At 51.3% G+C, this 24,912-nt stretch carries 19 protein-coding genes; 8 read left to right on the top strand and 11 right to left on the bottom strand.

Going from position 1 to position 24,912, the window contains the following annotated elements:
• Positions 1–9 precede the first annotated feature (9 nt).
• From sdhB to JM656_RS14910, 6 genes are all read left to right on the top strand, one after another.
• Entirely contained in the window at positions 10–726 is a 717-nt protein-coding gene (gene sdhB, locus JM656_RS14935) for a succinate dehydrogenase iron-sulfur subunit SdhB (protein WP_203358463.1), read from the top strand.
• Between the two features lie 387 nt (positions 727–1,113).
• Positions 1,114–3,915 carry a 2-oxoglutarate dehydrogenase E1 component gene (gene sucA, locus JM656_RS14930; RefSeq protein WP_203358462.1) on the top strand — a complete coding sequence of 934 codons (2,802 nt, stop codon included), beginning with the start codon at positions 1,114–1,116 and terminating at the stop codon, positions 3,913–3,915.
• Between the two features lie 14 nt (positions 3,916–3,929).
• Positions 3,930–5,150, top strand: a complete 1,221-nt coding sequence (odhB, locus tag JM656_RS14925; protein ID WP_203358461.1) for a 2-oxoglutarate dehydrogenase complex dihydrolipoyllysine-residue succinyltransferase — start codon at positions 3,930–3,932, stop codon at positions 5,148–5,150.
• A 114-nt stretch (positions 5,151–5,264) separates the two neighbouring features.
• Positions 5,265–6,431, top strand: coding sequence for an ADP-forming succinate--CoA ligase subunit beta (gene sucC, locus JM656_RS14920; RefSeq protein ID WP_162382511.1), 1,167 nt, complete (start codon positions 5,265–5,267; stop codon positions 6,429–6,431).
• Positions 6,431–7,300, top strand: coding sequence for a succinate--CoA ligase subunit alpha (gene sucD / locus JM656_RS14915; RefSeq protein WP_203358460.1), 870 nt, complete (start codon positions 6,431–6,433; stop codon positions 7,298–7,300). The genes sucC and sucD overlap by 1 nt, the downstream gene beginning before the upstream one ends.
• 247 nt (positions 7,301–7,547) lie before the next feature.
• Positions 7,548–8,441, top strand: coding sequence for a PocR ligand-binding domain-containing protein (locus JM656_RS14910; protein ID WP_203358459.1), 894 nt, complete (start codon positions 7,548–7,550; stop codon positions 8,439–8,441).
• Here the strand turns inward: JM656_RS14910 and cobA are convergent.
• Positions 8,435–9,208 (bottom strand): uroporphyrinogen-III C-methyltransferase, encoded by a 774-nt coding sequence (cobA, locus tag JM656_RS14905; protein WP_203358458.1) that lies wholly within the window; start codon positions 9,206–9,208, stop codon positions 8,435–8,437. The two genes, JM656_RS14910 and cobA, sit on opposite strands and share 7 nt — an antisense overlap.
• A gap of 407 nt (positions 9,209–9,615) precedes the next feature.
• Here cobA and JM656_RS14900 point away from each other — a divergent pair, with 407 nt between their 5' ends.
• Positions 9,616–10,521 carry a LysR substrate-binding domain-containing protein gene (locus JM656_RS14900; RefSeq protein WP_203358457.1) on the top strand — a complete coding sequence of 302 codons (906 nt, stop codon included), beginning with the start codon at positions 9,616–9,618 and terminating at the stop codon, positions 10,519–10,521.
• Between the two features lie 50 nt (positions 10,522–10,571).
• Here JM656_RS14900 and cobO read toward each other — a convergent pair whose 3' ends face one another.
• The 10 genes from cobO to glmS all read right to left on the bottom strand — a co-directional run bounded on the left by cobO (position 10,572) and on the right by glmS (position 21,725).
• Positions 10,572–11,174 (bottom strand): cob(I)yrinic acid a,c-diamide adenosyltransferase, encoded by a 603-nt coding sequence (gene cobO, locus JM656_RS14895; RefSeq protein WP_203358456.1) that lies wholly within the window; start codon positions 11,172–11,174, stop codon positions 10,572–10,574.
• 9 nt (positions 11,175–11,183) lie between these two features.
• Complete coding sequence (locus JM656_RS14890) at positions 11,184–12,836, bottom strand: class I fumarate hydratase (RefSeq protein ID WP_203358455.1); 1,653 nt, start codon at positions 12,834–12,836, stop codon at positions 11,184–11,186.
• A gap of 121 nt (positions 12,837–12,957) precedes the next feature.
• Entirely contained in the window at positions 12,958–13,959 is a 1,002-nt protein-coding gene (gene glsA / locus JM656_RS14885) for a glutaminase A (protein ID WP_203358454.1), read from the bottom strand.
• An 85-nt stretch (positions 13,960–14,044) separates the two neighbouring features.
• The gene (locus JM656_RS14880; RefSeq protein WP_203358453.1) at positions 14,045–15,328 is read right to left on the bottom strand and encodes a dicarboxylate/amino acid:cation symporter; all 1,284 of its coding nucleotides are present in this window, start codon (positions 15,326–15,328) and stop codon (positions 14,045–14,047) included.
• Between the two features lie 166 nt (positions 15,329–15,494).
• Complete coding sequence (locus JM656_RS14875; protein ID WP_162382520.1) at positions 15,495–15,812, bottom strand: DUF4387 domain-containing protein; 318 nt, start codon at positions 15,810–15,812, stop codon at positions 15,495–15,497.
• Positions 15,809–17,179 carry an acyclic terpene utilization AtuA family protein gene (locus JM656_RS14870; protein WP_192611599.1) on the bottom strand — a complete coding sequence of 457 codons (1,371 nt, stop codon included), beginning with the start codon at positions 17,177–17,179 and terminating at the stop codon, positions 15,809–15,811. The genes JM656_RS14875 and JM656_RS14870 overlap by 4 nt, the downstream gene beginning before the upstream one ends.
• 3 nt (positions 17,180–17,182) lie before the next feature.
• Positions 17,183–18,424: a methylaspartate ammonia-lyase gene (locus JM656_RS14865; RefSeq protein ID WP_203358452.1), complete on the bottom strand. Its 1,242-nt coding sequence runs from the start codon at positions 18,422–18,424 to the stop codon at positions 17,183–17,185.
• Positions 18,424–19,869, bottom strand: coding sequence for a methylaspartate mutase subunit E (locus tag JM656_RS14860; RefSeq protein ID WP_203358451.1), 1,446 nt, complete (start codon positions 19,867–19,869; stop codon positions 18,424–18,426). The genes JM656_RS14865 and JM656_RS14860 overlap by 1 nt, the downstream gene beginning before the upstream one ends.
• An 18-nt stretch (positions 19,870–19,887) precedes the next feature.
• Entirely contained in the window at positions 19,888–21,276 is a 1,389-nt protein-coding gene (gene glmL / locus JM656_RS14855; RefSeq protein WP_203358450.1) for a methylaspartate mutase accessory protein GlmL, read from the bottom strand.
• Positions 21,276–21,725 (bottom strand): methylaspartate mutase subunit S, encoded by a 450-nt coding sequence (gene glmS, locus JM656_RS14850; RefSeq protein WP_192611603.1) that lies wholly within the window; start codon positions 21,723–21,725, stop codon positions 21,276–21,278. Before glmS ends, glmL begins: the two co-directional genes overlap by 1 nt.
• 1,609 nt (positions 21,726–23,334) lie before the next feature.
• Here glmS and cydA point away from each other — a divergent pair.
• Entirely contained in the window at positions 23,335–24,903 is a 1,569-nt protein-coding gene (cydA, locus tag JM656_RS14845; protein WP_162383430.1) for a cytochrome ubiquinol oxidase subunit I, read from the top strand.
• Positions 24,904–24,912: the final 9 nt, after the last annotated feature.

The raw sequence follows: 24,912 nt of genomic DNA, 5'->3' as shown, positions 1-24,912 counted from the left end.
GACAGGACAATGAAACTCGAGTTTTCGATTTATCGCTATAACCCGGATGTTGATGACGCTCCGCGCATGCAGGATTACACCCTGGAAGGCGAAGAAGGGCGTGACATGATGCTGCTGGATGCCTTAATCCAGCTGAAAGAAAAAGACCCAAGTTTGTCGTTCCGTCGCTCATGCCGTGAAGGGGTGTGTGGCTCCGATGGTTTGAACATGAACGGTAAAAATGGTCTGGCCTGTATCACCCCGATTTCGGCGTTACACCAGCCGGGTAAGAAAATTGTGATCCGTCCCCTGCCTGGCTTACCGGTTGTTCGCGATTTGGTGGTAGACATGGGGCAATTCTATGCCCAATATGAGAAGATTAAACCTTACCTATTGAATAATGGGCAAAATCCACCCGCTCGTGAGCATTTACAGATGCCTGAGCAGCGTGAAAAACTGGATGGGTTGTACGAGTGCATTCTGTGTGCATGCTGCTCAACATCCTGCCCGTCATTCTGGTGGAATCCGGACAAATTTATCGGCCCGGCGGGTCTGCTTGCTGCGTATCGCTTCCTGATCGACAGCCGCGATACTGAAACCGATAGCCGTCTGGAAGGGTTGAGTGATGCTTTCAGTGTATTCCGCTGCCACAGCATCATGAACTGCGTCAGTGTCTGTCCGAAAGGGCTTAACCCGACGCGCGCTATTGGTCATATTAAATCGATGTTGCTGAATCGCAGTGCGTAAGTAGTCAACGCCGGATGGCGACTGACGTCTTATCCGGCCTACAGGGCATTCTCCCGTAGGCCTGATAAGCGCAGCGACATCAGGCAAGTAAGTGCAGGAAACCTCTAAAAACTGCCAGATTGATAGCAATAATCGAGATGTTCAGCGCGAGACAAGGCGCGAACGGAACGAATCACCGGGAGCATAGTTAACTATGTGACCGGTGTGAGGGACGGTTGCAACGCAGTCGCAGCCTGAACAGCGACGATTATTAGACAGTTTTTAAAGGTTCCTTAGCGGACGCAGATCACACGACAGTCCGCAACAAGTGAACCCCGGCACGCACACCGGTTGTGCGTGGTTAGTATCCACGGCGAAATAAGCATACAGAATGCTTAAGGGATCACGATGCAGAACGGCGCAATGAAAGCCTGGTTGGACTCTTCTTACCTCTCTGGCGCAAACCAGAGCTGGATAGAACAGCTCTATGAAGACTTCTTAACCGATCCTGACTCAGTAGACGCCAACTGGCGTTCTATGTTCCAGCAGTTACCTGGCACCGGAGTCAAACCGGATCAATTCCATTCAACAACGCGTGATTATTTCCGTCGTCTGGCGAAGGATGCCTCACGTTACTCTTCTACGATTTCCGACCCTGACACCAATGCTAAGCAGGTTAAAGTCCTGCAGCTTATCAACGCTTATCGTTTCCGCGGTCACCAGCATGCAAACCTCGACCCGCTGGGACTGTGGAAGCAAGAAAACGTGGCAGATCTGGATCCTTCTTTCCACGACCTGACTGAGGCCGATTTCCAGGAAAGCTTTAACGTAGGTTCTTTTGCTGGCGGCAAAGAAACAATGAAGCTGGGCGAGCTGCTTTCCGCGCTCAAACAGACCTATTGCGGCCCGATTGGCGCCGAGTATATGCACATCACCAGTACCGAAGAGAAACGTTGGCTGCAACAGCGTATCGAATCGGGTCGTGCGGCATTTAGCACTGAAGAGAAGAAACGCTTCCTGAGCGAACTGACCGCAGCGGAAGGTCTTGAACGTTATCTGGGCGCGAAATTCCCGGGGGCGAAACGCTTCTCGCTGGAAGGCGGCGATGCGTTAATTCCTATGCTCAAAGAGATGATCCGTCATGCGGGTAACAGCGGCACCCGTGAAGTGGTGCTGGGTATGGCGCACCGTGGTCGTCTGAACGTGCTGGTTAACGTTCTGGGTAAAAAACCGCAGGATCTGTTCGACGAATTTGCGGGCAAACACAAAGAACATCTCGGCACCGGTGACGTGAAGTACCACATGGGCTTCTCGTCTGATATCGAAACCGAAGGCGGTCTGGTTCACCTGGCGCTGGCGTTTAACCCGTCGCACCTGGAAATCGTCAGCCCGGTGGTTATCGGTTCCGTGCGTGCGCGTTTGGATCGTCTGGACGAGCCGAGCAGCAATAAAGTTCTGCCAATCACCATTCACGGTGACGCGGCAGTGACAGGGCAGGGCGTGGTTCAGGAAACTCTGAACATGTCGAAAGCGCGGGGTTACGAAGTGGGCGGTACCGTTCGCATCGTTATCAACAACCAGGTGGGCTTCACCACCTCTAACCCGCTGGATGCGCGTTCTACCCCGTACTGCACCGACATCGGTAAAATGGTACAGGCGCCGATCTTCCACGTTAACGCGGATGACCCGGAAGCGGTCGCGTTTGTGACCCGTCTGGCGCTGGACTTCCGTAACACCTTTAAACGCGATGTCTTCATCGACCTGTTCTGCTACCGTCGTCACGGCCATAACGAAGCCGATGAGCCGAGTGCAACTCAGCCATTGATGTATCAGAAAATCAAAAAACATCCGACGCCGCGTAAAATCTACGCCGACAAACTCGAGCAGGATAAAGTCGCTTCGCAGGAAGACTCCACCGAAATGGTCAATCTGTACCGCGACGCGCTGGATGCTGGCGAATGTGTGGTGAAAGAGTGGCGTCCGATGAATATGCACTCCTTTACCTGGTCGCCGTACCTCAATCATGAATGGGATGAAAAATACCCGGATACGGTTGAAATGAAGCGCCTGCAGGAACTGGCCAAACGTATCAGCACCGTGCCGGAAGCGGTTGAGATGCAGTCTCGCGTAGCCAAAATTTACGGTGACCGTCAGGCGATGGCGTCAGGCGAGAAACTGTTCGACTGGGGCGGCGCGGAAACGCTGGCGTACGCGACGCTGGTCGATGAAGGTATCCCGGTGCGTCTGTCCGGTGAAGATGCGGGCCGTGGTACGTTCTTCCACCGTCACGCGGTGATTCATAACCAGTCCAATGGTTCCACCTATACCCCGTTGCAGCACGTGCATAACGGCCAGGGCACTTTCCGTGTCTGGGACTCCGTGCTCTCTGAAGAAGCGGTACTGGCATTTGAATACGGTTATGCCACAGCAGAACCCCGTACGCTGACTATCTGGGAAGCGCAATTCGGCGACTTCGCCAACGGCGCGCAGGTGGTTATCGACCAGTTCATCTCCTCCGGTGAGCAGAAGTGGGGACGTATGTGTGGTCTGGTCATGCTCCTGCCGCACGGTTACGAAGGTCAGGGTCCGGAGCACTCCTCCGCGCGTCTGGAACGTTATCTGCAACTCTGCGCTGAGCAGAACATGCAGGTTTGCGTCCCGTCCACCCCGGCTCAGGTGTACCACATGTTGCGTCGTCAGGCGCTGCGCGGTATGCGCCGTCCGCTGGTGGTGATGTCGCCGAAGTCGCTGCTGCGTCACCCGCTGGCCGTCTCTTCACTTGATGAACTGGCAAATGGCACCTTCATGCCGGCTATCGGCGAAGTTGATGACCTCGATCCGCAAGGCGTGAAGCGCGTGGTGATGTGTTCTGGTAAGGTTTATTACGATCTGCTGGAACAGCGTCGCAAGAACAACCAGAAAGATGTGGCCATTGTGCGCATCGAACAACTCTATCCTTTCCCGCATCAGGCGATGCAGGAAGTATTAAAACAGTACGCTCACGTACATGATTTTGTCTGGTGCCAGGAAGAGCCGCTCAACCAGGGCGCATGGTATTGCAGCCAGCATCATTTCCGTGAAGTGATTCCATTTGGGTCTGCTCTGCGTTATGCAGGTCGCCCGGCCTCCGCCTCTCCGGCGGTAGGGTATATGTCCGTTCACCAGAAGCAACAACAAGATCTGGTCAATGACGCGCTGAACGTCGATTAATTAAAGGATACAAAATGAGTAGCGTAGATATTCTTGTTCCCGACCTGCCTGAGTCTGTAGCAGACGCGACCGTTGCAACCTGGCATAAAAAACCAGGCGACGCGGTTGTTCGCGACGAAGTGCTGGTAGAAATCGAAACTGACAAAGTGGTACTGGAAGTACCGGCATCGGCGGACGGCATTCTGGATGCAGTACTGGAAGATGAAGGCACCACCGTGACTTCTCGCCAGATCCTGGGTCGCCTGCGTGAAGGCAACAGCGCAGGGAAAGAAACCAACGCCAAGTCTGATGAGCAAGCGTCAACCCCGGCGCAGCGTCAGCAGGCTTCTCTGTCTGAGCAAAACAATGATGCGCTGAGCCCGGCGATCCGTCGCCTGCTCGGTGAGCACAACCTCGAAGCCAGCGCCATTAAAGGCACCGGCGTCGGCGGTCGTATCACCCGTGAAGATGTTGAAAAGCATCTGGCGAAAGCGCCTGCAAAAGCCGAGTCTAAAGCGCCAGTTGCGGCCCCTGCTGCACAACCGGCTCTTGGTGCGCGTAGCGAAAAACGTGTTCCAATGACCCGTCTGCGCAAGCGCGTGGCCGAGCGTCTGCTGGAAGCGAAAAACTCGACCGCTATGCTGACGACCTTCAACGAAGTCAACATGAAGCCGATTATGGATCTGCGTAAGCAGTACGGCGACGCGTTCGAAAAACGTCACGGTATCCGTCTGGGCTTTATGTCTTTCTACGTGAAAGCGGTGGTTGAAGCGCTGAAACGTTATCCGGAAGTCAACGCCTCTATTGATGGCGATGATGTGGTGTACCACAACTACTTCGATGTCAGCATGGCAGTATCTACGCCGCGCGGTCTGGTAACACCGGTGCTGCGTGATGTCGATGCCCTCGGTATGGCTGACGTTGAGAAGAAAATTAAAGAACTGGCAGTGAAAGGTCGCGACGGCAAACTGACCGTTGAAGATCTGACCGGCGGTAACTTCACCATCACCAACGGCGGTGTGTTCGGTTCCCTGATGTCTACGCCGATCATCAACCCACCGCAGAGCGCAATCCTGGGCATGCACGCAATCAAAGACAGACCGATGGCTGTCGATGGTAAGGTTGAGATCCTGCCGATGATGTACCTTGCGCTGTCTTACGACCACCGTCTGATCGATGGTCGCGAGTCAGTAGGCTTCCTGGTGGCCATTAAAGAGCTGCTGGAAGATCCGACACGTCTGCTGCTGGACGTATAGTAAACAAGAGTATCACCTGCCCCGTAGGCCGGATAAGCGTAGCGCCATCCGGCAAAGATACCGCTCTGGTCTACGGGTTTAAAGATAACGATTACTGAAGGATGGACAGAACACATGAACTTACATGAATATCAGGCAAAACAACTTTTTGCCCGCTATGGCTTACCGGCGCCGGTGGGTTATGCCTGTACTACTCCGCGTGAAGCAGAAGAAGCCGCTTCTAAAATCGGTGCGGGTCCGTGGGTAGTCAAATGTCAGGTTCACGCTGGCGGCCGCGGTAAAGCGGGCGGTGTGAAAGTGGTTAAGAGCAAAGAAGAAATTCGCGCTTTTGCTGAGCACTGGTTGGGTAAACGTCTGGTGACCTACCAAACGGATGCGCACGGTCAGCCGGTTAACCAGATTCTGGTTGAAGCAGCTACTGATATTGATAAAGAACTCTATCTGGGCGCGGTTGTTGACCGTAGCTCCCGTCGCGTGGTCTTCATGGCCTCTACCGAAGGCGGCGTGGAAATCGAAAAAGTGGCGGAAGAAACCCCGCACCTGATTCACAAAGTGGCACTGGATCCGCTGGCAGGCCCAATGCCGTATCAGGGACGTGAGCTGGCGTTCAAACTGGGTCTGGAAGGTAAACAGGTTCAGCAGTTCACCAAAATCTTCATGGGTCTGGCGACCATCTTCCTGGAGCGCGATCTGGCGCTGATCGAAATCAACCCGCTGGTTATCACTAAGCAGGGCGATCTGATCTGCCTCGATGGCAAACTGGGCGCTGACGGTAACGCACTGTTCCGCCAGGCTGACCTGCGCGAAATGCGCGACCAGTCTCAGGAAGACCCACGTGAAGCGCAGGCGGCACAGTGGGAACTGAACTACGTTGCGCTGGACGGCAACATCGGTTGCATGGTGAACGGTGCGGGCCTGGCAATGGGCACCATGGACATCGTGAAACTGCACGGCGGTGAACCGGCTAACTTCCTTGATGTTGGCGGCGGCGCAACCAAAGAGCGCGTGACCGAAGCGTTCAAAATCATCCTTTCCGACGACAATGTAAAAGCCGTTCTGGTTAACATCTTCGGTGGTATCGTGCGCTGCGACCTGATCGCTGACGGCATCATCGGTGCAGTGGCGGAAGTGGGTGTAAACGTTCCGGTTGTCGTTCGTCTGGAAGGTAACAACGCCGAACTCGGCGCGAAGAAACTGGCTGACAGCGGCCTGAATATTATTGCAGCGAAAAGTCTGACGGATGCAGCTCAGCAGGTTGTTGCCGCAGTGGAGGGGAAATAATGTCTGTTTTAATCGATAAAAACACCAAGGTTATCTGTCAGGGCTTTACCGGTAGCCAGGGGACTTTCCACTCTGAGCAGGCAATTGCTTACGGTACGCAGATGGTTGGCGGCGTTACGCCAGGTAAAGGCGGTACTGAACATCTGGGACTGCCGGTCTTTAACACCGTGCGTGAAGCCGTAGAAGCGACAGGTGCAACCGCATCGGTTATCTACGTTCCGGCGCCGTTCTGCAAAGACTCCATTCTGGAAGCGATCGACGCAGGCATCAAACTGGTAATCACCATCACTGAAGGCATCCCGACACTGGACATGCTGACGGTAAAAGTGAAGCTTGATGAAGCTGGCGTACGCATGATTGGTCCGAACTGCCCAGGTGTTATCACGCCGGGCGAATGCAAAATCGGCATCATGCCGGGTCACATTCACAAGCCGGGTAAAGTGGGTATCGTTTCCCGTTCCGGTACGCTGACTTATGAAGCCGTTAAGCAGACCACTGACTACGGTTTCGGTCAGTCCACCTGTGTGGGCATTGGCGGCGACCCGATCCCTGGCTCTAACTTTATCGACATCCTGAAACTGTTCCAGGAAGATCCGCAGACGGAAGCGATCGTGATGATCGGTGAAATCGGTGGTAGCGCGGAAGAAGAAGCCGCAGCGTACATTAAAGATCATGTGACCAAACCGGTTGTCGGCTACATTGCCGGTGTGACCGCGCCGAAAGGCAAACGTATGGGTCACGCAGGCGCGATCATCGCGGGCGGTAAAGGAACGGCGGACGAGAAGTTCGCGGCTCTGGAAGCGGCAGGCGTGAAAACCGTTCGTAGCCTGGCCGATATCGGCGAAGCACTGAAAAGCGTTATTAAGTAAAGTATTAAAAGAGTAAAACAACCCAAGCCATTCATTTCCCGTAGGTGAATGGCGAAGGGTTGGTCCGTTTCGACATGGTTGGCCATCTGATGATGGCCTTTTTTGTTCTTTTTCTTTATTGAACTTCTTGCGTTTTAATCATAATTTCCTGAGTAAACGAGATATTTTTTTGCGGTTAGCATCATTTTTTCATTACGCCAAATTCTGCATATTACCCACTTACAGAGAATAACTATTGGGGAAATGCATGACTGTGCATAATCAGGATGAATACTTAGATCGTTTTTACTCACTCGCTGATGTCTTCTCCAGTGCAACTGGGCTGGCTGCTGTGGTCGTTGATATACACGGCAATGCGCTTTCAAGTTGTCATCATTTTAATTCCTTTTGTTCGTTGATGCGCGCCCATGAGCAATACCGGGTAGGTTGCCAGCAGTGCGAAAAATATTGCGCCTATGAAGGGCTTAAGGAATCAAAGCCAAAAATACTCAGCTGCCACGCGGGATTGAGCTTATTTTCGATGCCGCTCATTCGTGAAGGGAGCTTGCTCGGCTTTATCATTTGTGGGCAGGTACGGGCGAAATTTCAGGAATATAAAACAATTGTCATTCAGGATGAAAGGTTGTGGGCGCAAAATGCTGAAATAAATGAGGCCTGGCGGCAGGTTGCTATTATGGATAATAATCACCTGGTTGCATCAGCGAATTTACTTAATTTCATTGTTAATAATATTACTTTAACAGAAAGTAAATATTCATCGACTCTCGAATCACACTGTGGCGAATCTCCTTTTTCTTACTCTGAGCTTTCACGTCATGAAAGGAAACTGGCGGCGGCGTTGCGTTATATTGATGAAAATCTCTATGGTGAGCTGACGTTAGAGTCTGTGGCTTCCCAGGTCTGCTTAAGCGCAAATTATTTTAGTCGCTTTTTTAAGAAGCAGCAGGGGGTTAATTTCAAAACCTGGGTTAATCAGAAGAAAATGCAGCGCGCCAGTGAACTGCTTCGCGACCCTGGCCATTCAATTGAGAGCATTGCCCGGAAACTTCAATACGCGCAAACCAGTTACTTTTGTCGTGTTTTCCGGGCTGTACATCAACGTTCACCGCAATCTTTTCGTTACGAGCAGTTTTCTCAATAGAGATTTTTCGGCAGTTTAACGTTGTTGGGAATGAACGATAATCGATCGCTCAGCGTGACGACATCGCCAATCACGATCAGCGCAGGGGGAACAATATTGGCCTCCTGTGCTTTGTTAAGCAACGTACCCAGTGTGCAGGTTAACCGACGCTGATTCTCTCTTGTCGCCGACATCACAATGGCGGCTGGCGTCTCCGGGGATTTGCCACCCATAAGTAATTCTTCACAAATAAACGGCAAATTGGCAATGCCCATAACGATGACCAACGTTCCGTTGAGTTTGGCAAGCTGCCGCCAGTCTTGCTGTTGATTACCTTCACGGGTGTGGCCGGTCACAACATGAAAACCGGAAGCCATGTCACGATGCGTGACTGGAATACCGGCGCAGGCAAGCCCCCCAATCGCCGAGCTGATGCCGGGGACGACTTCAAAAGGAATGCCAGCATCGACCAGACATTCAACCTCTTCGGCGCCGCGACCAAAGACGTAAGGATCGCCGCCCTTAAGACGGACAATGTTTTCATGTGTTTCAGCGTGCTGGACAAGCAGTGCATTGATTTCATGCTGTGGAACGCAATGGAAGCCTGGATTTTTGCCGACATTTATCAGCAGGCAGTCAGGAGAGACCCATTCCAGTATTTTGGGGTTAACCAGTCGATCGTAGATCACCACATCGGCGTGTTGAATGCACTGCATCGCTTTGAGGGTAAGCAACGATATATCACCAGGGCCAGCCCCAACGAGCCAAACTTTTCCGGAAGTTTTCACACTGTGTCCTTTATCACGTCTAACGTAGAAAATGGCGGAGACTAAAATGGCAGAATGATAAAAAGTCGCCGTTTGCCTGTAAGTCATAGTGCCCAATTTTCCTGAATTAATGCGGAGATAATATTGATTAAACTCGCAAAGTTTTTTCTTCAATAAACAAGTTGTCTTGAAAAATTATTAAGAAGTTATTGGCACTATTTGCCTGGAATTAACCGCATTTAAATTGTGTTTATGGGTATGCTTGAGTATTATTGGTGAATATTTATTCGCTATTTGTGTGAGTAAATCATGGAATGGATCAAAGACAACAATGATGGAAATAAAATATAACTCTCGGGATTAATCTGGAGCGATTACATTGTTTTAATAACTTAAACTTTTTTTGCACGCTGCATATGGAAGACGTTATGAGAGGAAAAATACCGAAAACTGAGCTACTGGTGACTTTTGAAGTGGTGGCACGTCATGAAAGTTATACCCGGGCAGCAGAAGAGTTGGCATTAACCCAGAGCGCCGTGTTTCGACAAGTGAACGCACTGGAGGATTTTCTCAACACCTCACTTTTTAATCACGCTAAAAAGCGTATTTTTTTAAATGCAGCGGGTAAACACTATTTAAGTATCGTAAAAGAAACGCTGAACAAACTGGAACGCGATACGACAACAATAATGACCTGGCAGCCGACCGTACAAGTTATCGAGTTAGCGGTAAACCCGACATTTAGCACGCATTGGCTGATCCCGAATTTGCGTGAGTTCAATAAGCTTAATCCTGATATCATCGTAAATATTCACTCTTTGGCAAATATTGGTGATTTTCTCAACCGCGAGTATGACGCCGCCATCATGCGGGAAGACTTTTGCTCGCCGTGGTCTGCGGTAGAGTATCTTTTTGAAGAGGAAATTTTGCCGGTGTGTAGCCGACATTTGCTCATGGAGCCAGGCCAAAAAGTGTCGGTGAACGACCTGCTTAATGAGTTTCCCTTATTGCACCAAAGTACGCGCATCAAAGGCTGGCAGGAGTGGTTTGCACTGTCTGATGTCAGCAACGCACAGGTGAACAAAGGTCCACGTTTTGATTTATTGTCGATGCTGATCGCCGCGGTGCGCTCTAATCTTGGTGTTGCGCTACTCCCGCGCTTTGCCATTCAGCGCGACCTCGATAATGGCGAGATGGTCATTCCTTGTGATGTGCCGATGCGAACGGGGAACCGTTTCATCATGACCTGGCGTGAAGAAAAAGCGGAATCCCGCCATTTGCAGGCCTTCCGCAACTGGTTGTTAGAAAAGTCGGTAGTTTCGAGGGGAGTTTGACGCCGTTGTAGCTACGGTGGAAGGGCGGCGCGCTAGCACCGCCCCTGCATTTACCAATCGATTCCAGCTTGTGCCTGAATGCCGCTGTCGAACGCGTGTTTTACCGGGCGAACTTCACTGACCGTATCGGCAAGCTCCAGTAACTGGCTATGGCAGCCGCGTCCGGTGACAATGACGGTCTGGTGAGCAGGACGATTCACAATCGCGGCAATCACCTCCTGCGTGTCCAGGTAATGATAAGCCAGCATATAGGTCAACTCATCCAGCACGACCAGATCGTAGTGCGCATCGGCCAGCATGCGCTTGCTCTCCTGCCAGACCCCCTGCGCCGCCTGAATATCAGATTCCCGGTTTTGCGTTTCCCAGGTGAATCCGGTACCCATAATATGGAATTCAACGCCAAGGGGTTGCAGGGTGTTGTATTCGCCATTATCCCACTGGCCTTTAATAAATTGCGCGATGCCAACCGTTTTTCCATGGCCGACAGCGCGTGTTGCCGTACCAAAAGCTGCCGTCGATTTGCCTTTGCCGTTGCCGGTGAAGACGATCAGGATGCCTTTCTGTTCGGTTGCTGCTGCCACGCGGGTATCAACGTGTTCTTTCAGTTTCTGCTGCCGCTGACGGTGCCTTTCGGTATTGGATCGCGCTTCCATGATTGCTCCTTAATGCCCGGCAGGGCAGGTTGTGCAGCGATGCTGCTGCTCAAACTGGCTGAAGAAGTTATTGCCTTTGTCGTCTACCAGTACAAACGCAGGCAGATTTTCGACTTCCATCATCCAGACGGCTTCCATTCCCAGTTCGGGATACTCGAGGCAACGTAAGCTCTTCACATACTGCTGCGCCAACAGGGCTGCAGCGCCGCCGATGCTGCCGAGGTTAAATCCGCCATGCTTATGACAGGCATCAGTCACCTGCTTGCTGCGGTTGCCTTTGGACAACATAATCAAGCTGCCGCCTGCGGCCTGGAACGCGTCCACGTAGCCATCCATACGACCGCCGGTCGTCGGACCGAGTGAGCCGCAGGCCTTGTTCTCCGGTGTTTTTGCCGGACCTGCGTAGTAGACGATATGGTGTTTCATGTACTCCGGCATGGGTTCGCCGTTGTCCAGACGTTCTTTAATTTTGGCATGCGCGATATCGCGGGCAACGACGATTGGGCCATTCAGGGTCACTCGTGTACCAATCGGCAACGCAGAGAGGTCATGCAGGATCTCACGCAGAGGGCGATTAAGATCAAGGCGAACGGTCTGAGCGCTATTTTCTACACGCTGAGAGTCAGGAATGTATTTGCCCGGATTGTGCTCCAGTTTTTCCAGCCAGATGCCGTGTTTGTTAATTTTCGCTTTAATGTTGCGATCGGCCGAGCAGGAGAGCGCCATTGCGATAGGGCAGGAGCCGCCGTGACGTGGAAGACGAATGACACGGATATCATGCGCGAAATATTTGCCGCCAAACTGTGCGCCAATGCCAAATTCGCGGCTGGCGTTGAGCAGTGCGGTTTCCAGCGCGGTGTCGCGGAATGCCTGACCCAGCTCGTTTCCGCTGGTGGGCAGGTTATCGTAGTATTTTGTCGAGGCCAGTTTCGCGACCTTCAGCGCCTGGTCGGCAGATAATCCACCCACCACAAACGCGATGTGGTACGGCGGGCAAGCAGCCGTTCCCAGCGACTTCATTTTTTCGATCAGGAAGTTCTTCAGTTTTTCGGGTTGCAGAATAGATTTGGTTTCCTGGTACAGCGCCGCTTTGTTGGCTGAACCACCGCCTTTGTTGACGAAAAGGAAACGGTATTCGCTGCCCGGCGTCGCGCTAATATCGATTTGTGCTGGCAGGTTGGTCTGGGTATTCACCTCGGTGTACATGTCCAGCGGGGCATTTTGCGAGTAGCGCAAATTATTCTCTGTGAAAGTGGTATAGACCCCTTTGCTTAACGCTTCGGCGTCATTGCAGCCCGTCCAGACATTTTGTCCTTTGCTCGCCACCACGGTTGCTGTGCCAGTATCCTGGCAGTTAGGCAGTACGCCTTTGGCGGAAACCTCAGCATTACGTAACAGCTGCAGAGCAACGTATTTATCATTACTGCTGGCCTGTGGGTCATGCAGAATACTGGCGATTTGTTTCAGATGTCCGGCGCGCAGGAAAAAAGAGGCTTCATAAAACGCCTGCTGAGCCAGCAATGTCAGTGCCTCTGGTGCGACTTTGATGACCTCTTCACCGTCTAACTCCGTTACTGAAATGTATTGATTACTCAGCAATTCGTATTCTGTATTATCTTTTTGTTGAAGAAACGGTTCTTGCCAGACAAATGGTTTAGACATGTTAACTTCTCACCTTGTGGTTATTTTGCCGGATGGCGGTGCATGCACCTTATCCGGCCTACGTGTTCGCTATCCGTTGTAGGCCGGATAAGACGCCTAAGCGTCGCCATCCGGCATTTTCTTACTGGCCTAAAAAGACGTTGGCCTGCGTCGCGTGAGCGACATCTTCGATCGTTTTCTGTGCGCGAACGCTGTTACCGGCTTGATCCAGCGGCGGAGAGTAAACGGCAATCGCGTACTCACCTGGGACAACGGCGACCATACCGCCGCCGACACCGCTTTTCGCCGGAATACCTACGGTGTACAGCCACTTGCCGCTGCCATCATAGAGACCGGCAATGGCCATTTCTGCCAGCACCTGCGGAACATACTTCTCGTTCAGCAACTGTTTGCCGTTGAAAGGTGATTTACCGTTGTTAGCAAGTACGGCACCCATTTTGGCGAGCTGCTCGACGTTGAGATCGACTGAACACTGACGGGTATAAATCTCGACGGCTTCATCGGTGTTGCCGTAGAAGCTGTTGTACGATTCCATCAATTTCGCCAACGCCTGGTTATGCTGGTTGGTGTCCATTTCCGATTTGAATACCGGTTGGTTGACGACCAGCTTCGCATCTGCCCAGTCATTCATGTAATTGAGAATTTTGTTCCAGCGTTCCGTTTTGTCTTTCGCTTCAATCAGACTCACGGTACTCATGGCGCCCGCGTTCACCAGCGGGTTTTCCGGTGCGCCCTGCGTCAGCTCAACTGCCAGACCGGAGTTGAACGGTAAACCGGTGGCATTAGCGCCGAGTTTATCCAGTACAACCTGCGTTCCATGCTGCTCCATCGCCAACGCCATTGTGAAGACCTTGCTCAGCGACTCCATTGGAAACGCTTTGCTGGAATCACCGACTTTGTAGATTTTTCCATCTACGGTCGCGATCGCGATACCGTAAAATTTCGGGCTGTAGGTTGCCAGTGCCGGGATGTAGTCAGCGACTTTTCCGTCGTTATTGTTTTTATATTTTTGATGCGCTTGCTCTATGATTTGGGCGTAATCCGGAGCGGGTTGAGCCCAAACGGCAGCACTGCAGAGTAAGCTTGCCGAAAACACACTGACGCTAAGAAGTTTTAGATTCATAAAGGATCCTGGTGAAGTTAGTGTTGGTGTTGTTGTTGGAAAAAAGGCCGACCGGAGTCGGCCCAGTGCATCTGGTTATATAAAATTAGGAAAGAGCAGCTTCAGTAACCGGACGTTGTTCAGGGGCTTTACCACGGCAACCTTCACCGAAGTGCTCACCTTCCCAGCGGCTGATGATTGCAGAACCCATGGCGTTACTCATGACGTTGGTCGCGGAGCGGCCCATGTCGAGGAACGGATCGACACCCATCAGCAAGATCAAACCTGCTTCAGGAATGTTGAACTGGTTGAGGGTTGCGGCAATAACCACCATTGACGCACGCGGTACGCCAGCCATGCCTTTTGAAGTCAGCATCAGGATTAACAGCATGGTGATCTGCTCACCCATGCTCAGTTCGATGTTACAGGCCTGCGCGATGAATACGGTTGCAAACGAGCAGTAGGCCATGGAGCCGACCAGGTTAAAGGAGTAACCGATAGGCAGAACGAAACTGGCAATCTTGGAAGAGACGCCGAATTTTTCCAGTTTATCCAGCGTGCCAGGGAAGGCCGCTTCAGAGCTGGAAGTGGTGAAGGCCAGCAGGGCTGGTTCGAGGATAGATTTTGTCAGACGGCCGATGCACGGACCAACAATCATCGTCGACATACCAATCAGAATCGCCCACAGCATACTCAACGTCAGGTAGAACTCACCCATAAAGATACCGGCGCTGACCATCACGCCCAGACCGCGTTCAGCGATCAGTCCGGAGATGGCGGCAAACACGGTCAGTGGTGCAAACAGCATCACATAACCGGTCAGTTTCAGCATTACGTGTACCAGAGAATCGAGCACTTTCACGATCGGCTCACCTTTTTCTCCGATCGCTGCCAGGCTGCAACCGAGGAAGATAGAGAACACGACAATCTGCAGGATTTCGTTACGCGCCATCGCATCCACAATACTGGTAGGTACTGCGTGTGAGATGAAGACTTTCAGCGTGAACGGCTCAGACTTAACGGCAGACACTGCGCCGACGTCATGAGGCACAAAGTTAATGCCAACACCTGGTTGGAAGATGTTAACAATGACCAGACCCAGGGCAATGGAGATCAGGGACGCGAGAATGAAGAGGAAAAACGTTTTTGAGAATATACGTCCCAGGGTTTTCGCATCGCCCATTTTGGCAATACCTACCACGAGGGTAGAAATAACCAGAGGAGCGATAATCATTTTCACCATACGTAAAAATATGGTGGTGAAAATGGAAATGTGTTGTGAATACGACTTTGCTGTGTCAACTGCTGCCATATTATTTATAGCCACCCCGGTAATCATCCCGAGTATCAGGCCTAATATGATCATCTTTGTTAAACTAATTTTCTTCATGTTTACTCCATCGGAAAATGGCCGGTAATTTATGTGTAGGGTTAGCAAGCACCCGAGCGCAGAAAAACGCTCAGGTGCTCGCCTGTTATGACCAACCGCATGAATTATGCGAAGTGCCTCGATACAGCAGAATCCAGCACTTCAATGGTTGTTGTTGTGTTATTTATTAAAAATCAAAATGGATACTGAGTAATGGCGCATGCTGCTGGGCACCATAAACATCATTGTCCCCCACATTCCCGGAGATAATATCGCGCGGCATGACGATTTTTACCGCGTTAGCTGGATCAAACCAGACAATGCGATGAATAAAGTCAGGCTCAACGTGATATAACTCAGCGATAAGCTGTGGTGTTAATTGCCCCGATTCTTTTACACGCTGATAATCTTCACGAGTTTTAAATAAAATATCTAAAACCAGTTCGTACGGTCCGGCGTTTTTGGAACGAATTACCTGCGCCAGTGAACAAATTGACTGTTTCATGCCTGGATTCCTTCTGGCGTCACCTGTTCGATGTGGAAATCAAAACGCAGTGCGTCGCTTGCCTCAATCAGATGGTAAATTGAGAACTCATACACCGGCCCACTTGGAATATCAGACGGTGAGAACGGGAAGGCGAGGTTGCCCGCCGTTGCAATGCGGTTTTCATAACCGTAATGCAGCAGGGTAGAGCGCACCAGCGAGCAAACGCTGTTGGCAATGTCCTGCGTCGGCGCAACCACATCCAACAAGATCCCCAGTTCGTGTCCGGCTGACTGCATGGGTTCATGGAGACCCATGACACCGTTTTTACCGTACAGATGGAACGTGATGCGGATGCTGTCATCATTCAGAGAGAGGTTGCTCGCCACGCTGGCTTTCACTTCTTCAAGAATGGTGTCAATGCCCGCGATCATGATCGGATCGCGTGTTCCGGCGATGGTCATGCAACGGAATCCGACCTGACGCGCGCCTTCCAGTTTCAGTGCGTAAGGTGTCTCTTCATGGCGTGAGCCGCTGACGTAGACTTCGCCCTCGTTCACAGCCTTAAAGCTACAGCCTTTCAGGTTCAGCACGCCGCCGGGACCTGGCAGGAAGTAGGGATCTGACTTCTCATACAGGGTATGGGCAGCGGCCGAGGTTTCGGTAAATTTACGCTTCGGATTAAATGTCTTCAGCGTGAAACCGTTGTCATCGATAATTCCCATCGCACAGTCTGAGCCGGAGCCAGGCGTTGCAGCAATGGCAGCACATTCAAGGATCTTCCCGCAGTGCAGAGCCAACCCTTCATCGAAACCTTGCATGATGGGCAGGGCGGCGAAGCAGACCGGGTCATATGCCCGTCCGCCAAGAACAACCTGCGCACCGGCTTCCAGCGCACGCTGGAAAGGTTCGACACCCATTTGCGCGACGATGTAGGTGCTCGCGTCAATGGCTTCGTGAGTGAGTTCCGGCACGAAGTCGAGGGCGGTAATTTTCCCGTTATCCAACGCCTGATGAACGACGTCTTTTTCAACATCCGATGGGATTAACGCCATCGAGAAGGACAGCTTCTCTTCCTGCGCAATCTCCAGGATTATCTGGCGACACCATTCCAGATGCGGTGCCGCGCCGGATCCACCGGCAGTACCAATCACCACAGGAATATTGTTTTTCACGCCAGCGGTGATCATATACCGCAGATCGCGTTTAACGCCTGCCCGATCGGTAAACGGTTTACCGGCGCCCAGGTAGTGAGGGCCTGGATCGGAGGATCCCGCGTCAACAGCAATAAGATCCGGTGACTCTTCCATGGCTTTGCGAAAACTCTCTTCCGGGAAGCCATAACCCAGAATAGCCGTCGGCGATAAGATCTTAAATGTGCGAGCCATTTCTTAATCCTTTGTCTGCAACAACGCGATGGTACGGTTCATTTCGTTGAACACGATATTGAGACCTTCATCGAAGCCCATACCCGGTTTGATCAGCATACGCATTGGGCGTGCGGCCAGTGCGACATGCACACAGGTGCGGGCGCTGATCTCGGTTTCGTTGCAGGTACCGCCCTGATAGGCTTCCATTCCGTGCTTGTTGCAGTACAGCACTGCATCAACGATGTTGTGAATACCGCCCAGATCAGGGGTTTTAATCTGCACCATGTGGCAGCTGCCTGCATCGGTGAAGTCCACGATATCCTGGTAGGTGTTACACCATTCGTCGGCCACAATTTTCACGCCGGAACCCAGACGGGTCAGCTCTTTGGTGATTTCGGTCAACAGACGGATCTGATCCGGTTTGTTACCCGCATCGACCGGACCTTCAATGTACAGCGGCAGGCCCTGTGCTTCTTGCTCCAGGCTAGCGATATACGCAGCGCAGCGTACCGGGTCCATATCGAAAATCAGGCCAATCGTGCCGTACACATCGATATGCAGCGTCGGGTGGTAGTTCGGGCTGGTACGCAGGCTCAGGATGCGGTCAGACAACCAGCGCACGTACTCACGCAGTTTTTCGCCTTCAAGACCCAGTTTCTCTTCGACGTTGTTGATCAGCGCATGAGGCAGAACATCAACACCTTTGAGGATCATTTTGTCGACGGCGATATAACGGTCGTCGCCGCTCTGACCAAATAAAGGAATCGCTTCCGGAACACATGGCAGCTGCCATTCGTCGCAAACGACTTCTGTTTTCAGGCGACCGGATGCCAGCGCGGTGGCGTCCAGCAGTGCCTGAGACAGACCGTAACGTACTGCGGTATGCAGCAGTTGACCGTCAATGCGTAACTGGTCGAAGAAGCGGGCGTTCGGCAGGAACGCATCCACATCGCGGCCTTCCAGCAGCGGTTTAATGTGGTCATTCAGGAATGGAATGAAATTTTCCGCCAGGAACAGAGGGTCACGACCGCCCGCACCAGAGTACTGCACCGCAGCGCAGTCACCGACGGCGACTGTACCGTTTTCCAGAATCAGCTGTACGGAGACACACTCACCGGCCTGACGGACGGAAGTAAAGCCAGGCGTTACCGGATCGCCGGTGTAAATGAACCCATCATGACCTGCACCATCTTTGATCGCCTGCTGATCGTCAAAATAAAATGAGGAGTAGCCAGCGGTGAAAAGGGCCTGTTTAATTTTCATTATGGTCTTCCTATTAATTTGCTGTGGGATACGGCGTTAATGTCATCGATAACCATCTGGAAGGAAGGTTTACGTCCTTCGAAATTCGCACGCTCTGCGACGTAGTCGTGGTGCAGGGCGAGAATGTCTTTCGGCAGCGGAACCGCACCGGCTTCGAGGATACGAATAGCGCCTGAGTTATCGCGTACCGGCAGGATTTTGCCTGCGTTACAGGAGGCCGGCGCGAAAGGCACGTCCAGAACACCTGCTTCAAAGGCCAGCACTGTGCCGCGCGCTATGTCGCCGTTGCCCAGTTCGAAGACTTTTTTCAGCACAGCGCGGACTTCGCTCTTGATCAGATCCACTTCCTGTTCCACGGCAGCGCACTGCGGGAATTTCTGGTCGTAGACCATGTTGAGCATCTGGCGAGAGGCTTTAAGCCCTTGCGCGTTTGCCGCAGCTGTCGGGATACCCCATGCTTCGTGCGGGCTCTTGGTGATCACTTTAGTGGCACCGGACATACCTGCGACCGCTGCACCCCAGGAGATGATGGCGAACGCTTTGGATTCATCTTCCGGGAAGCCGCCCATCCACTGGTGGAATACCGTACTCAGTTCGTAATCGTCGAAACCATAATTCTGGAAGTATTCGTGGGACAGTTCGCGCAGGGCCTGAATCGCTGCGATATCCTGCGTCAGGCTACCCACCTGGCCGTAACCGACGGTAATCGATTTAACGCCCTGTTCCAGCGCCAGCAGGCCTTCGATAATCGCCACTGAGTGGGACATAAACGGCGGGATCAGGGTGCCGGTCAGCGGGCCGAACGGTTCACGGTTGATACGAATACCGTGTTCTTCATACATCCCCATCATGCGGTCGCAGTACTGCCAGTCGCGGATGGATTTTTCCAGCGTGACGCGCTTGGCGTAAGGGATGTTGTAGGAAATACCGCCGCCTTCATAGCTGGTGAATCCACTGGCCATGGAGATTTCACCCAGCAGACGCGCATCCGGCGTACCGTGACGAATCTGCAGTGGTTTTTCCAGCGTTTCGGTCAGACGACGGCAGGCTGCAACCCCGTGGTTAACAACCGGTAACCCGTTCAGTTTTGACGTACCCGCTTCAATGGATTTTTGAATCCCGATCGCCGCTTCTTCATAGCGATTCAAACGGGTATACGCATCGATAGTGGTCGGCAGAAGGTCGCACTCTTGCTGCAATGTTTTGAGCAGTTCAATGTGCTCATCCATTAACGCAACGCCCGCGCGCGGCTGACTCAGGGTTTTACCTTCCTGATCGGCTTTCAGCAGTGCGTGAGAAAAGCGTTTACTCTCTGGAATAGTCTGTTGGTATTTAACGCCATCTTCAAAATTTTCGACGTCCTTGCCGGTATGCCAGGTCTTGATAACCTCGGCGCGCTCGGTCATGAATTCATCATGGGTTAACTTTTTATTTCGGAGTTCCATTCTTTGTAGCCTTATGTTTTATAGGGTTAAACATTGAATGCTGGTGCGAGCAGCGGCTTGCGGGTACAACCTGGCAACGTTAGCCAGTAGTGGAAGCAGGCCATAGGAATCGCGGTAATATTCGAACTGGTTCGGCAACAGGATCCTTCTGCCGTCGTCATCCAGTTCCCGGTATTTAAGCCAGTTGTGAATATCGAACTGGCTGGCGCGTGAGAGCCATCCGCCAGAACCGACGATTTTGCGTACGGTGGTGAGATCGCGACCCATCTGTAAGTCGACGTTTCCCACGCAGGTACAGACCTGTTTTTTGGTTCCGGCGTGTCGCTCGGCGGCGTAACCTACACAGAGTCCCGCCAGCAGGGTGTCGAAGTATTTTTCTTCTTCGTTGTGCGGCAGGTAATCCGGGTGTGCCACCAAGTGACGCAGATAGCCGTAAAAGGCTTCCTGACGTGCCGGTTGTTGTGCAAATACGACATTCACCATTTCCTGGGTACTTTCACCCACCACGACGGCGGAGACGCGCATACCCAGATCGCCTTCAACGGTACGCTTGACGAAAGGTTCCGGTACGCCATGCAGTACGGTGTCAGGGGAGAGCGTGTTAGCGCTGGCAGAGTAGACATCAGTCGTGGCACCGCCCATGTCGATCAACATGAACTCTTTCCACGCGCTGTCGTAATCGCTTATCGCTTTCACCAGCTCAAAGACAGTCCAGGGCGTTGGCATCGGCTCTTCACCGGTCGCGTCCACAATGACGTCCAGTCCTTTGCCTTTCACGATGCGTGATAAAAACAGATCGCAAATGGCCTGACGGGCGGCATACGGATTTGGGTGATCGAGATCTGGCAGAATGTTGTCTACGATGGTCAGATCCTTCTGCGCCAAAATAGACTGTACTTCGTCCTGAATATCCCGGTTTCCGGCGTAAATAATGGCGCAGTTGACATTCGACTCAGCCAGCGCACGCGCATTTGCCAGGCCGTAGCTTTCTTCGCCACCATCCGTGCCGCCAGAAAACAGCAGGATGTCCGGCGGCGACGATTCCAGTGCCTGGATGTCATGCCGGTTGAGTTTGTACGAGTAATACTGCGCGATTTTTGCCCCCGCAGAGTGAGCGGTGACTTTCGCAGATTCCAGCGTAATAGACGGTACAAGCCCCATTGCGGCAACGGCGAGTCCACCTTTGGCCGATGAGGAATACTTCAACTGCACTTCACCACTTTTCAGTAACGGGCGAGCATCGGTAACATTTAGCACCTGATTCAGGCTGGCAAAAAAACCTTCTGCCAGATGATGCGTGGTGGTTGGCGTCAGGACGTGATTTACCAGGGTTAACGCGTCCCCTTCGTAATCGAAGAGGGCGGCCTTGGTCCACGTCGATCCGATATCGACAGAGACTGTTTGCATCAGATAGCCTCTTCGAGACAACGTTGTTCAACACCATTGCGCTGTTGAATATCATTGGTGATCAGTTGGCAGACATCTTCCAGATCGTGGCTTGGTGCGAAGACACGGTTAAAGCCCATATCTTTAAACTTCGCTTCTACCTCGGAGAAATCGTGCTTACCGACGACCAGGTTACCGCCGACATAGAGCAGAATTTCGCCGATGCCACGTTCGATGCAGCGCTCACGTAAACCGAGGCAGTCGATATCGCCGTGACCGTAAATAGATGACACCACAATTGCATCGGCACCGGTTTCGATCGCGGCGTCGATATATTCATCCTGGCTTACCATCACCCCCAGATTGATTACGCGAAAATCATGGTTAGTAAAAACGCGATCCAAAACTTTATTGCCTACCGCATGGCAGTCAGCACCAATGACGCCAATAACAAGTGTAGATTTTTTCATGAGTAATCCTCTGTAGGGCTGTTGGTAAAAAAGTAAGATTCGTTTTTAATATTTAGAACGCAGGTTGTCGTAACCTGTTAATAGCCCAGGAGTGTCTGTTTAAGCTAAAAATGAAGCAATTGATCTATTTTCAAAATATCCTTCTGAAAACGATTGTTTAGAATTTCGTTATTAAATAAAGTGTTTAATATCAGTGTGTTATGGTTGTTTTTTCAATGTGGTTTTTATTTAATTACAAAAACCATTAATTAACTCGGATGTCATCTTTGTGATCAAAATCTTATTTGAGGTGTATGAGATTATTTCGTTGCTTAAATATGAGTGAAGATGAAATTGTGAGGTGCATAACGGAATATAATACAATGAGACGTTAAGCGTTTTGATTGTTGTTAATAAAAGGATAAAAATGATAATAATTTGTTTTATCTGATTTGTGATCGATTATACTGTTTGTGGTAGCTGTCATTTTATATTTGCGAGCTATGTATCATTCTCCAATGATAATAATCACGTGAGATACTACTTAATGCTGTTTTCTGCGTGTGATCAAAGCAAATTTATCGTCGTCCGTTTTAAACGCGTTACGGCAATCGCTAATTGCCCTGCCATTTTTTAATCCACGGGAGACTTTCTCCGGCATCGATGTCGTCGGGCAGCTTTCCCATGGAAAGCGTCTCCCTTCGCCGCCTGAGGGTGACCTGTGCTGTGCATTAAAAATGGCGGAGGGCAGGGAAGAACGTCTCTTGCGACTGTATCGTCCTTCTGAAATCGGTCTGTGACGCTATGGCTCCTTTTGCCAGAGCGATAATCGGCCGTGTGGAAACACGTATGGATGGACAGATTTGTTCCGTCAGTGGAGGAGGGGAAGTGAAGTAGAGGCGTTTCTGCCTGCTCAGCCATGAGTGTTCAACCAATAACTTGCATGAATAGCAAGCAATCAGACAAAAGCGATACCGGGTGCAGATTTGTTGTTAACAGAATAATAACGGCTCAGTGTTAATTAAAATGAGCGCAAAAGTAAAATTATTGTGATTGTTTTTTGTAATGAATTTCCGTTATGGAAAATAACCGTCAATTGACTACGCTAAAAAGTTAAGTCCGGGAACGGGTTAATCCCACGGATACGTTAATTAAATTACGGTTTTTTTATGCGTACGCGCCTATTAGGTAATCGCGCGTTTCAATTTCGATACATGTGTGTAACATTGAATTTACTGAAGTTACCAGCAATACACATTGTTAACAGATTTTGTGGATTTTGATATAAATCAAAGTTTAATACTTGGAAAAGCACGCTAAAACGCGATAAATTGTCCATGATCAAATTGGTGAAAAAGTGATAAGTTCGCTATAAATTGATCACTGTCGAAAAACGTAAATCTAACTCAATAAAAACCTGTTTATTGTAAGGATTTTGCGGCGTAATATAATTGCGGGATCAATTTGAGTTTTTTATTAACATGTTTGTAACCTTTCATCGTTGCTGTTTCCTCTCACGACAAAACAGTAACGAAGAAAGCGCGCAAATAAATTTGTATTGGGGCATGCGTGTGACCCTTTCTAACGGGGTTCACTCTCGGAGTCTTCATGCGATGAGCAAGGAGTCATGATGTTAGATATAGTCGAACTGTCGCGCTTACAGTTTGCCTTGACCGCGATGTACCACTTCCTGTTTGTGCCACTGACGCTCGGTATGGCGTTTTTGCTGGCCATTATGGAAACGGTCTACGTCCTTTCCGGCAAACAGATTTATAAAGATATGACCAAGTTCTGGGGCAAGTTGTTTGGGATCAACTTCGCTCTGGGTGTGGCAACCGGTCTGACCATGGAGTTCCAGTTCGGGACTAACTGGTCTTACTATTCTCACTATGTAGGGGATATCTTCGGTGCGCCGCTGGCGATCGAAGGTCTGATGGCCTTCTTCCTCGAATCTACCTTTGTAGGTCTGTTCTTCTTTGGTTGGGACCGCCTGGGCAAAGTCCAGCATATGTGCGTCACCTGGTTGGTGGCGTTGGGTTCAAACCTTTCCGCGTTGTGGATTCTGGTTGCGAACGGCTGGATGCAGAACCCAATTGCAGCGGATTTCAACTTTGAAACCATGCGCATGGAGATGCTGAGCTTCTCTGAGCTGGTGCTTAACCCGGTTGCACAGGTGAAATTCGTTCACACTGTCGCCTCTGGTTATGTTTGTGGCGCGATGTTCGTTCTGGGTATCAGCTCCTACTACATGCTGCGCGGCCGTGATTTCGCGTTCGCTAAACGCTCTTTTGCCATCGCTGCCAGCTTCGGTATGGCTGCCATTCTCTCTGTTATCGTTTTGGGTGATGAATCCGGTTACGAAATGGGTGATGTGCAGAAAACCAAACTCGCCGCTATTGAAGCAGAGTGGGAAACCCAGCCTGCACCAGCATCCTTTACGCTGTTCGGTATTCCGGACCAGGATGCGCAGGAAAACCATTTTGCGATTCAAATTCCTTACGCGCTGGGCATCATTGCCACCCGCTCTGTTGATACGCAGGTCATTGGTCTGAAAGACCTGATGGTGCAGCACGAAGAGCGTATCCGTAACGGGATGAAAGCGTATCAGTTGCTGGAAGAACTGCGTGCTGGCTCAACCGATCAGGCCGTTCGTGACCAGTTCAACAGCATGAAGAAAGACCTGGGATATGGTCTGTTGCTGAAACGCTATACCGATAAGGTCACCGATGCGACCGAATCGCAAATTCAGCAGGCAACGAAAGATTCTATACCTCGCGTTGCACCACTGTACTTCGCGTTCCGTATCATGGTGGCGTGCGGCATTCTGATGCTGGCGATTATCGCGGTCTCTTTCTGGACTGTCATTCGCAACCGTATCGGCGAGAAAAAATGGCTGCTGCGCACGGCGCTGTATGCGATTCCGCTGCCGTGGATTGCCATTGAGTCCGGTTGGTTCGTCGCTGAGTACGGTCGTCAACCGTGGGCGATTGGTGAAGTGTTACCGACAGCCGTGGCGAACTCTTCGCTGACTGCCGGCGATCTCATCTTCTCGATGCTGTTGATTTGCGGCCTGTACACCCTGTTCCTGGTGGCTGAACTGTACCTGATGTTCAAGTTCGCACGCCGTGGCCCGAGCAGCCTGAAAACCGGTCGTTATCACTACGAGCAGTCCACTGTGACTTCTCAGCCGGCACGCTAAGACAGGAGT

The organism is Citrobacter sp. R56 (genome assembly GCF_016811995.1).
GTDB lineage: Bacteria > Pseudomonadota > Gammaproteobacteria > Enterobacterales > Enterobacteriaceae > Citrobacter_D > Citrobacter_D enshiensis.
Note: the sequence above shows the minus strand (reverse complement) of the source record. Positions and strands in the feature narration are given on the sequence as shown.

Coding starts and splice junctions, on each gene's coding strand:
- JM656_RS14860 (WP_203358451.1), bottom strand. CDS start 19,869: ATGGAACTCCGAAATAAAAAGTTAACCCATGATGAATTCATGACCGAG.
- sdhB (WP_203358463.1), top strand. CDS start 10: ATGAAACTCGAGTTTTCGATTTATCGCTATAACCCGGATGTTGATGAC.
- JM656_RS14890 (WP_203358455.1), bottom strand. CDS start 12,836: ATGTCTAAACCATTTGTCTGGCAAGAACCGTTTCTTCAACAAAAAGAT.
- sucA (WP_203358462.1), top strand. CDS start 1,114: ATGCAGAACGGCGCAATGAAAGCCTGGTTGGACTCTTCTTACCTCTCT.
- cobO (WP_203358456.1), bottom strand. CDS start 11,174: ATGGAAGCGCGATCCAATACCGAAAGGCACCGTCAGCGGCAGCAGAAA.
- sucC (WP_162382511.1), top strand. CDS start 5,265: ATGAACTTACATGAATATCAGGCAAAACAACTTTTTGCCCGCTATGGC.
- JM656_RS14880 (WP_203358453.1), bottom strand. CDS start 15,328: ATGAAGAAAATTAGTTTAACAAAGATGATCATATTAGGCCTGATACTC.
- glmL (WP_203358450.1), bottom strand. CDS start 21,276: ATGCAAACAGTCTCTGTCGATATCGGATCGACGTGGACCAAGGCCGCC.
- glsA (WP_203358454.1), bottom strand. CDS start 13,959: ATGAATCTAAAACTTCTTAGCGTCAGTGTGTTTTCGGCAAGCTTACTC.
- JM656_RS14900 (WP_203358457.1), top strand. CDS start 9,616: ATGAGAGGAAAAATACCGAAAACTGAGCTACTGGTGACTTTTGAAGTG.
- JM656_RS14870 (WP_192611599.1), bottom strand. CDS start 17,179: ATGGCTCGCACATTTAAGATCTTATCGCCGACGGCTATTCTGGGTTAT.
- odhB (WP_203358461.1), top strand. CDS start 3,930: ATGAGTAGCGTAGATATTCTTGTTCCCGACCTGCCTGAGTCTGTAGCA.
- sucD (WP_203358460.1), top strand. CDS start 6,431: ATGTCTGTTTTAATCGATAAAAACACCAAGGTTATCTGTCAGGGCTTT.
- JM656_RS14910 (WP_203358459.1), top strand. CDS start 7,548: ATGACTGTGCATAATCAGGATGAATACTTAGATCGTTTTTACTCACTC.
- glmS (WP_192611603.1), bottom strand. CDS start 21,725: ATGAAAAAATCTACACTTGTTATTGGCGTCATTGGTGCTGACTGCCAT.
- JM656_RS14875 (WP_162382520.1), bottom strand. CDS start 15,812: ATGAAACAGTCAATTTGTTCACTGGCGCAGGTAATTCGTTCCAAAAAC.
- JM656_RS14865 (WP_203358452.1), bottom strand. CDS start 18,424: ATGAAAATTAAACAGGCCCTTTTCACCGCTGGCTACTCCTCATTTTAT.
- cydA (WP_162383430.1), top strand. CDS start 23,335: ATGTTAGATATAGTCGAACTGTCGCGCTTACAGTTTGCCTTGACCGCG.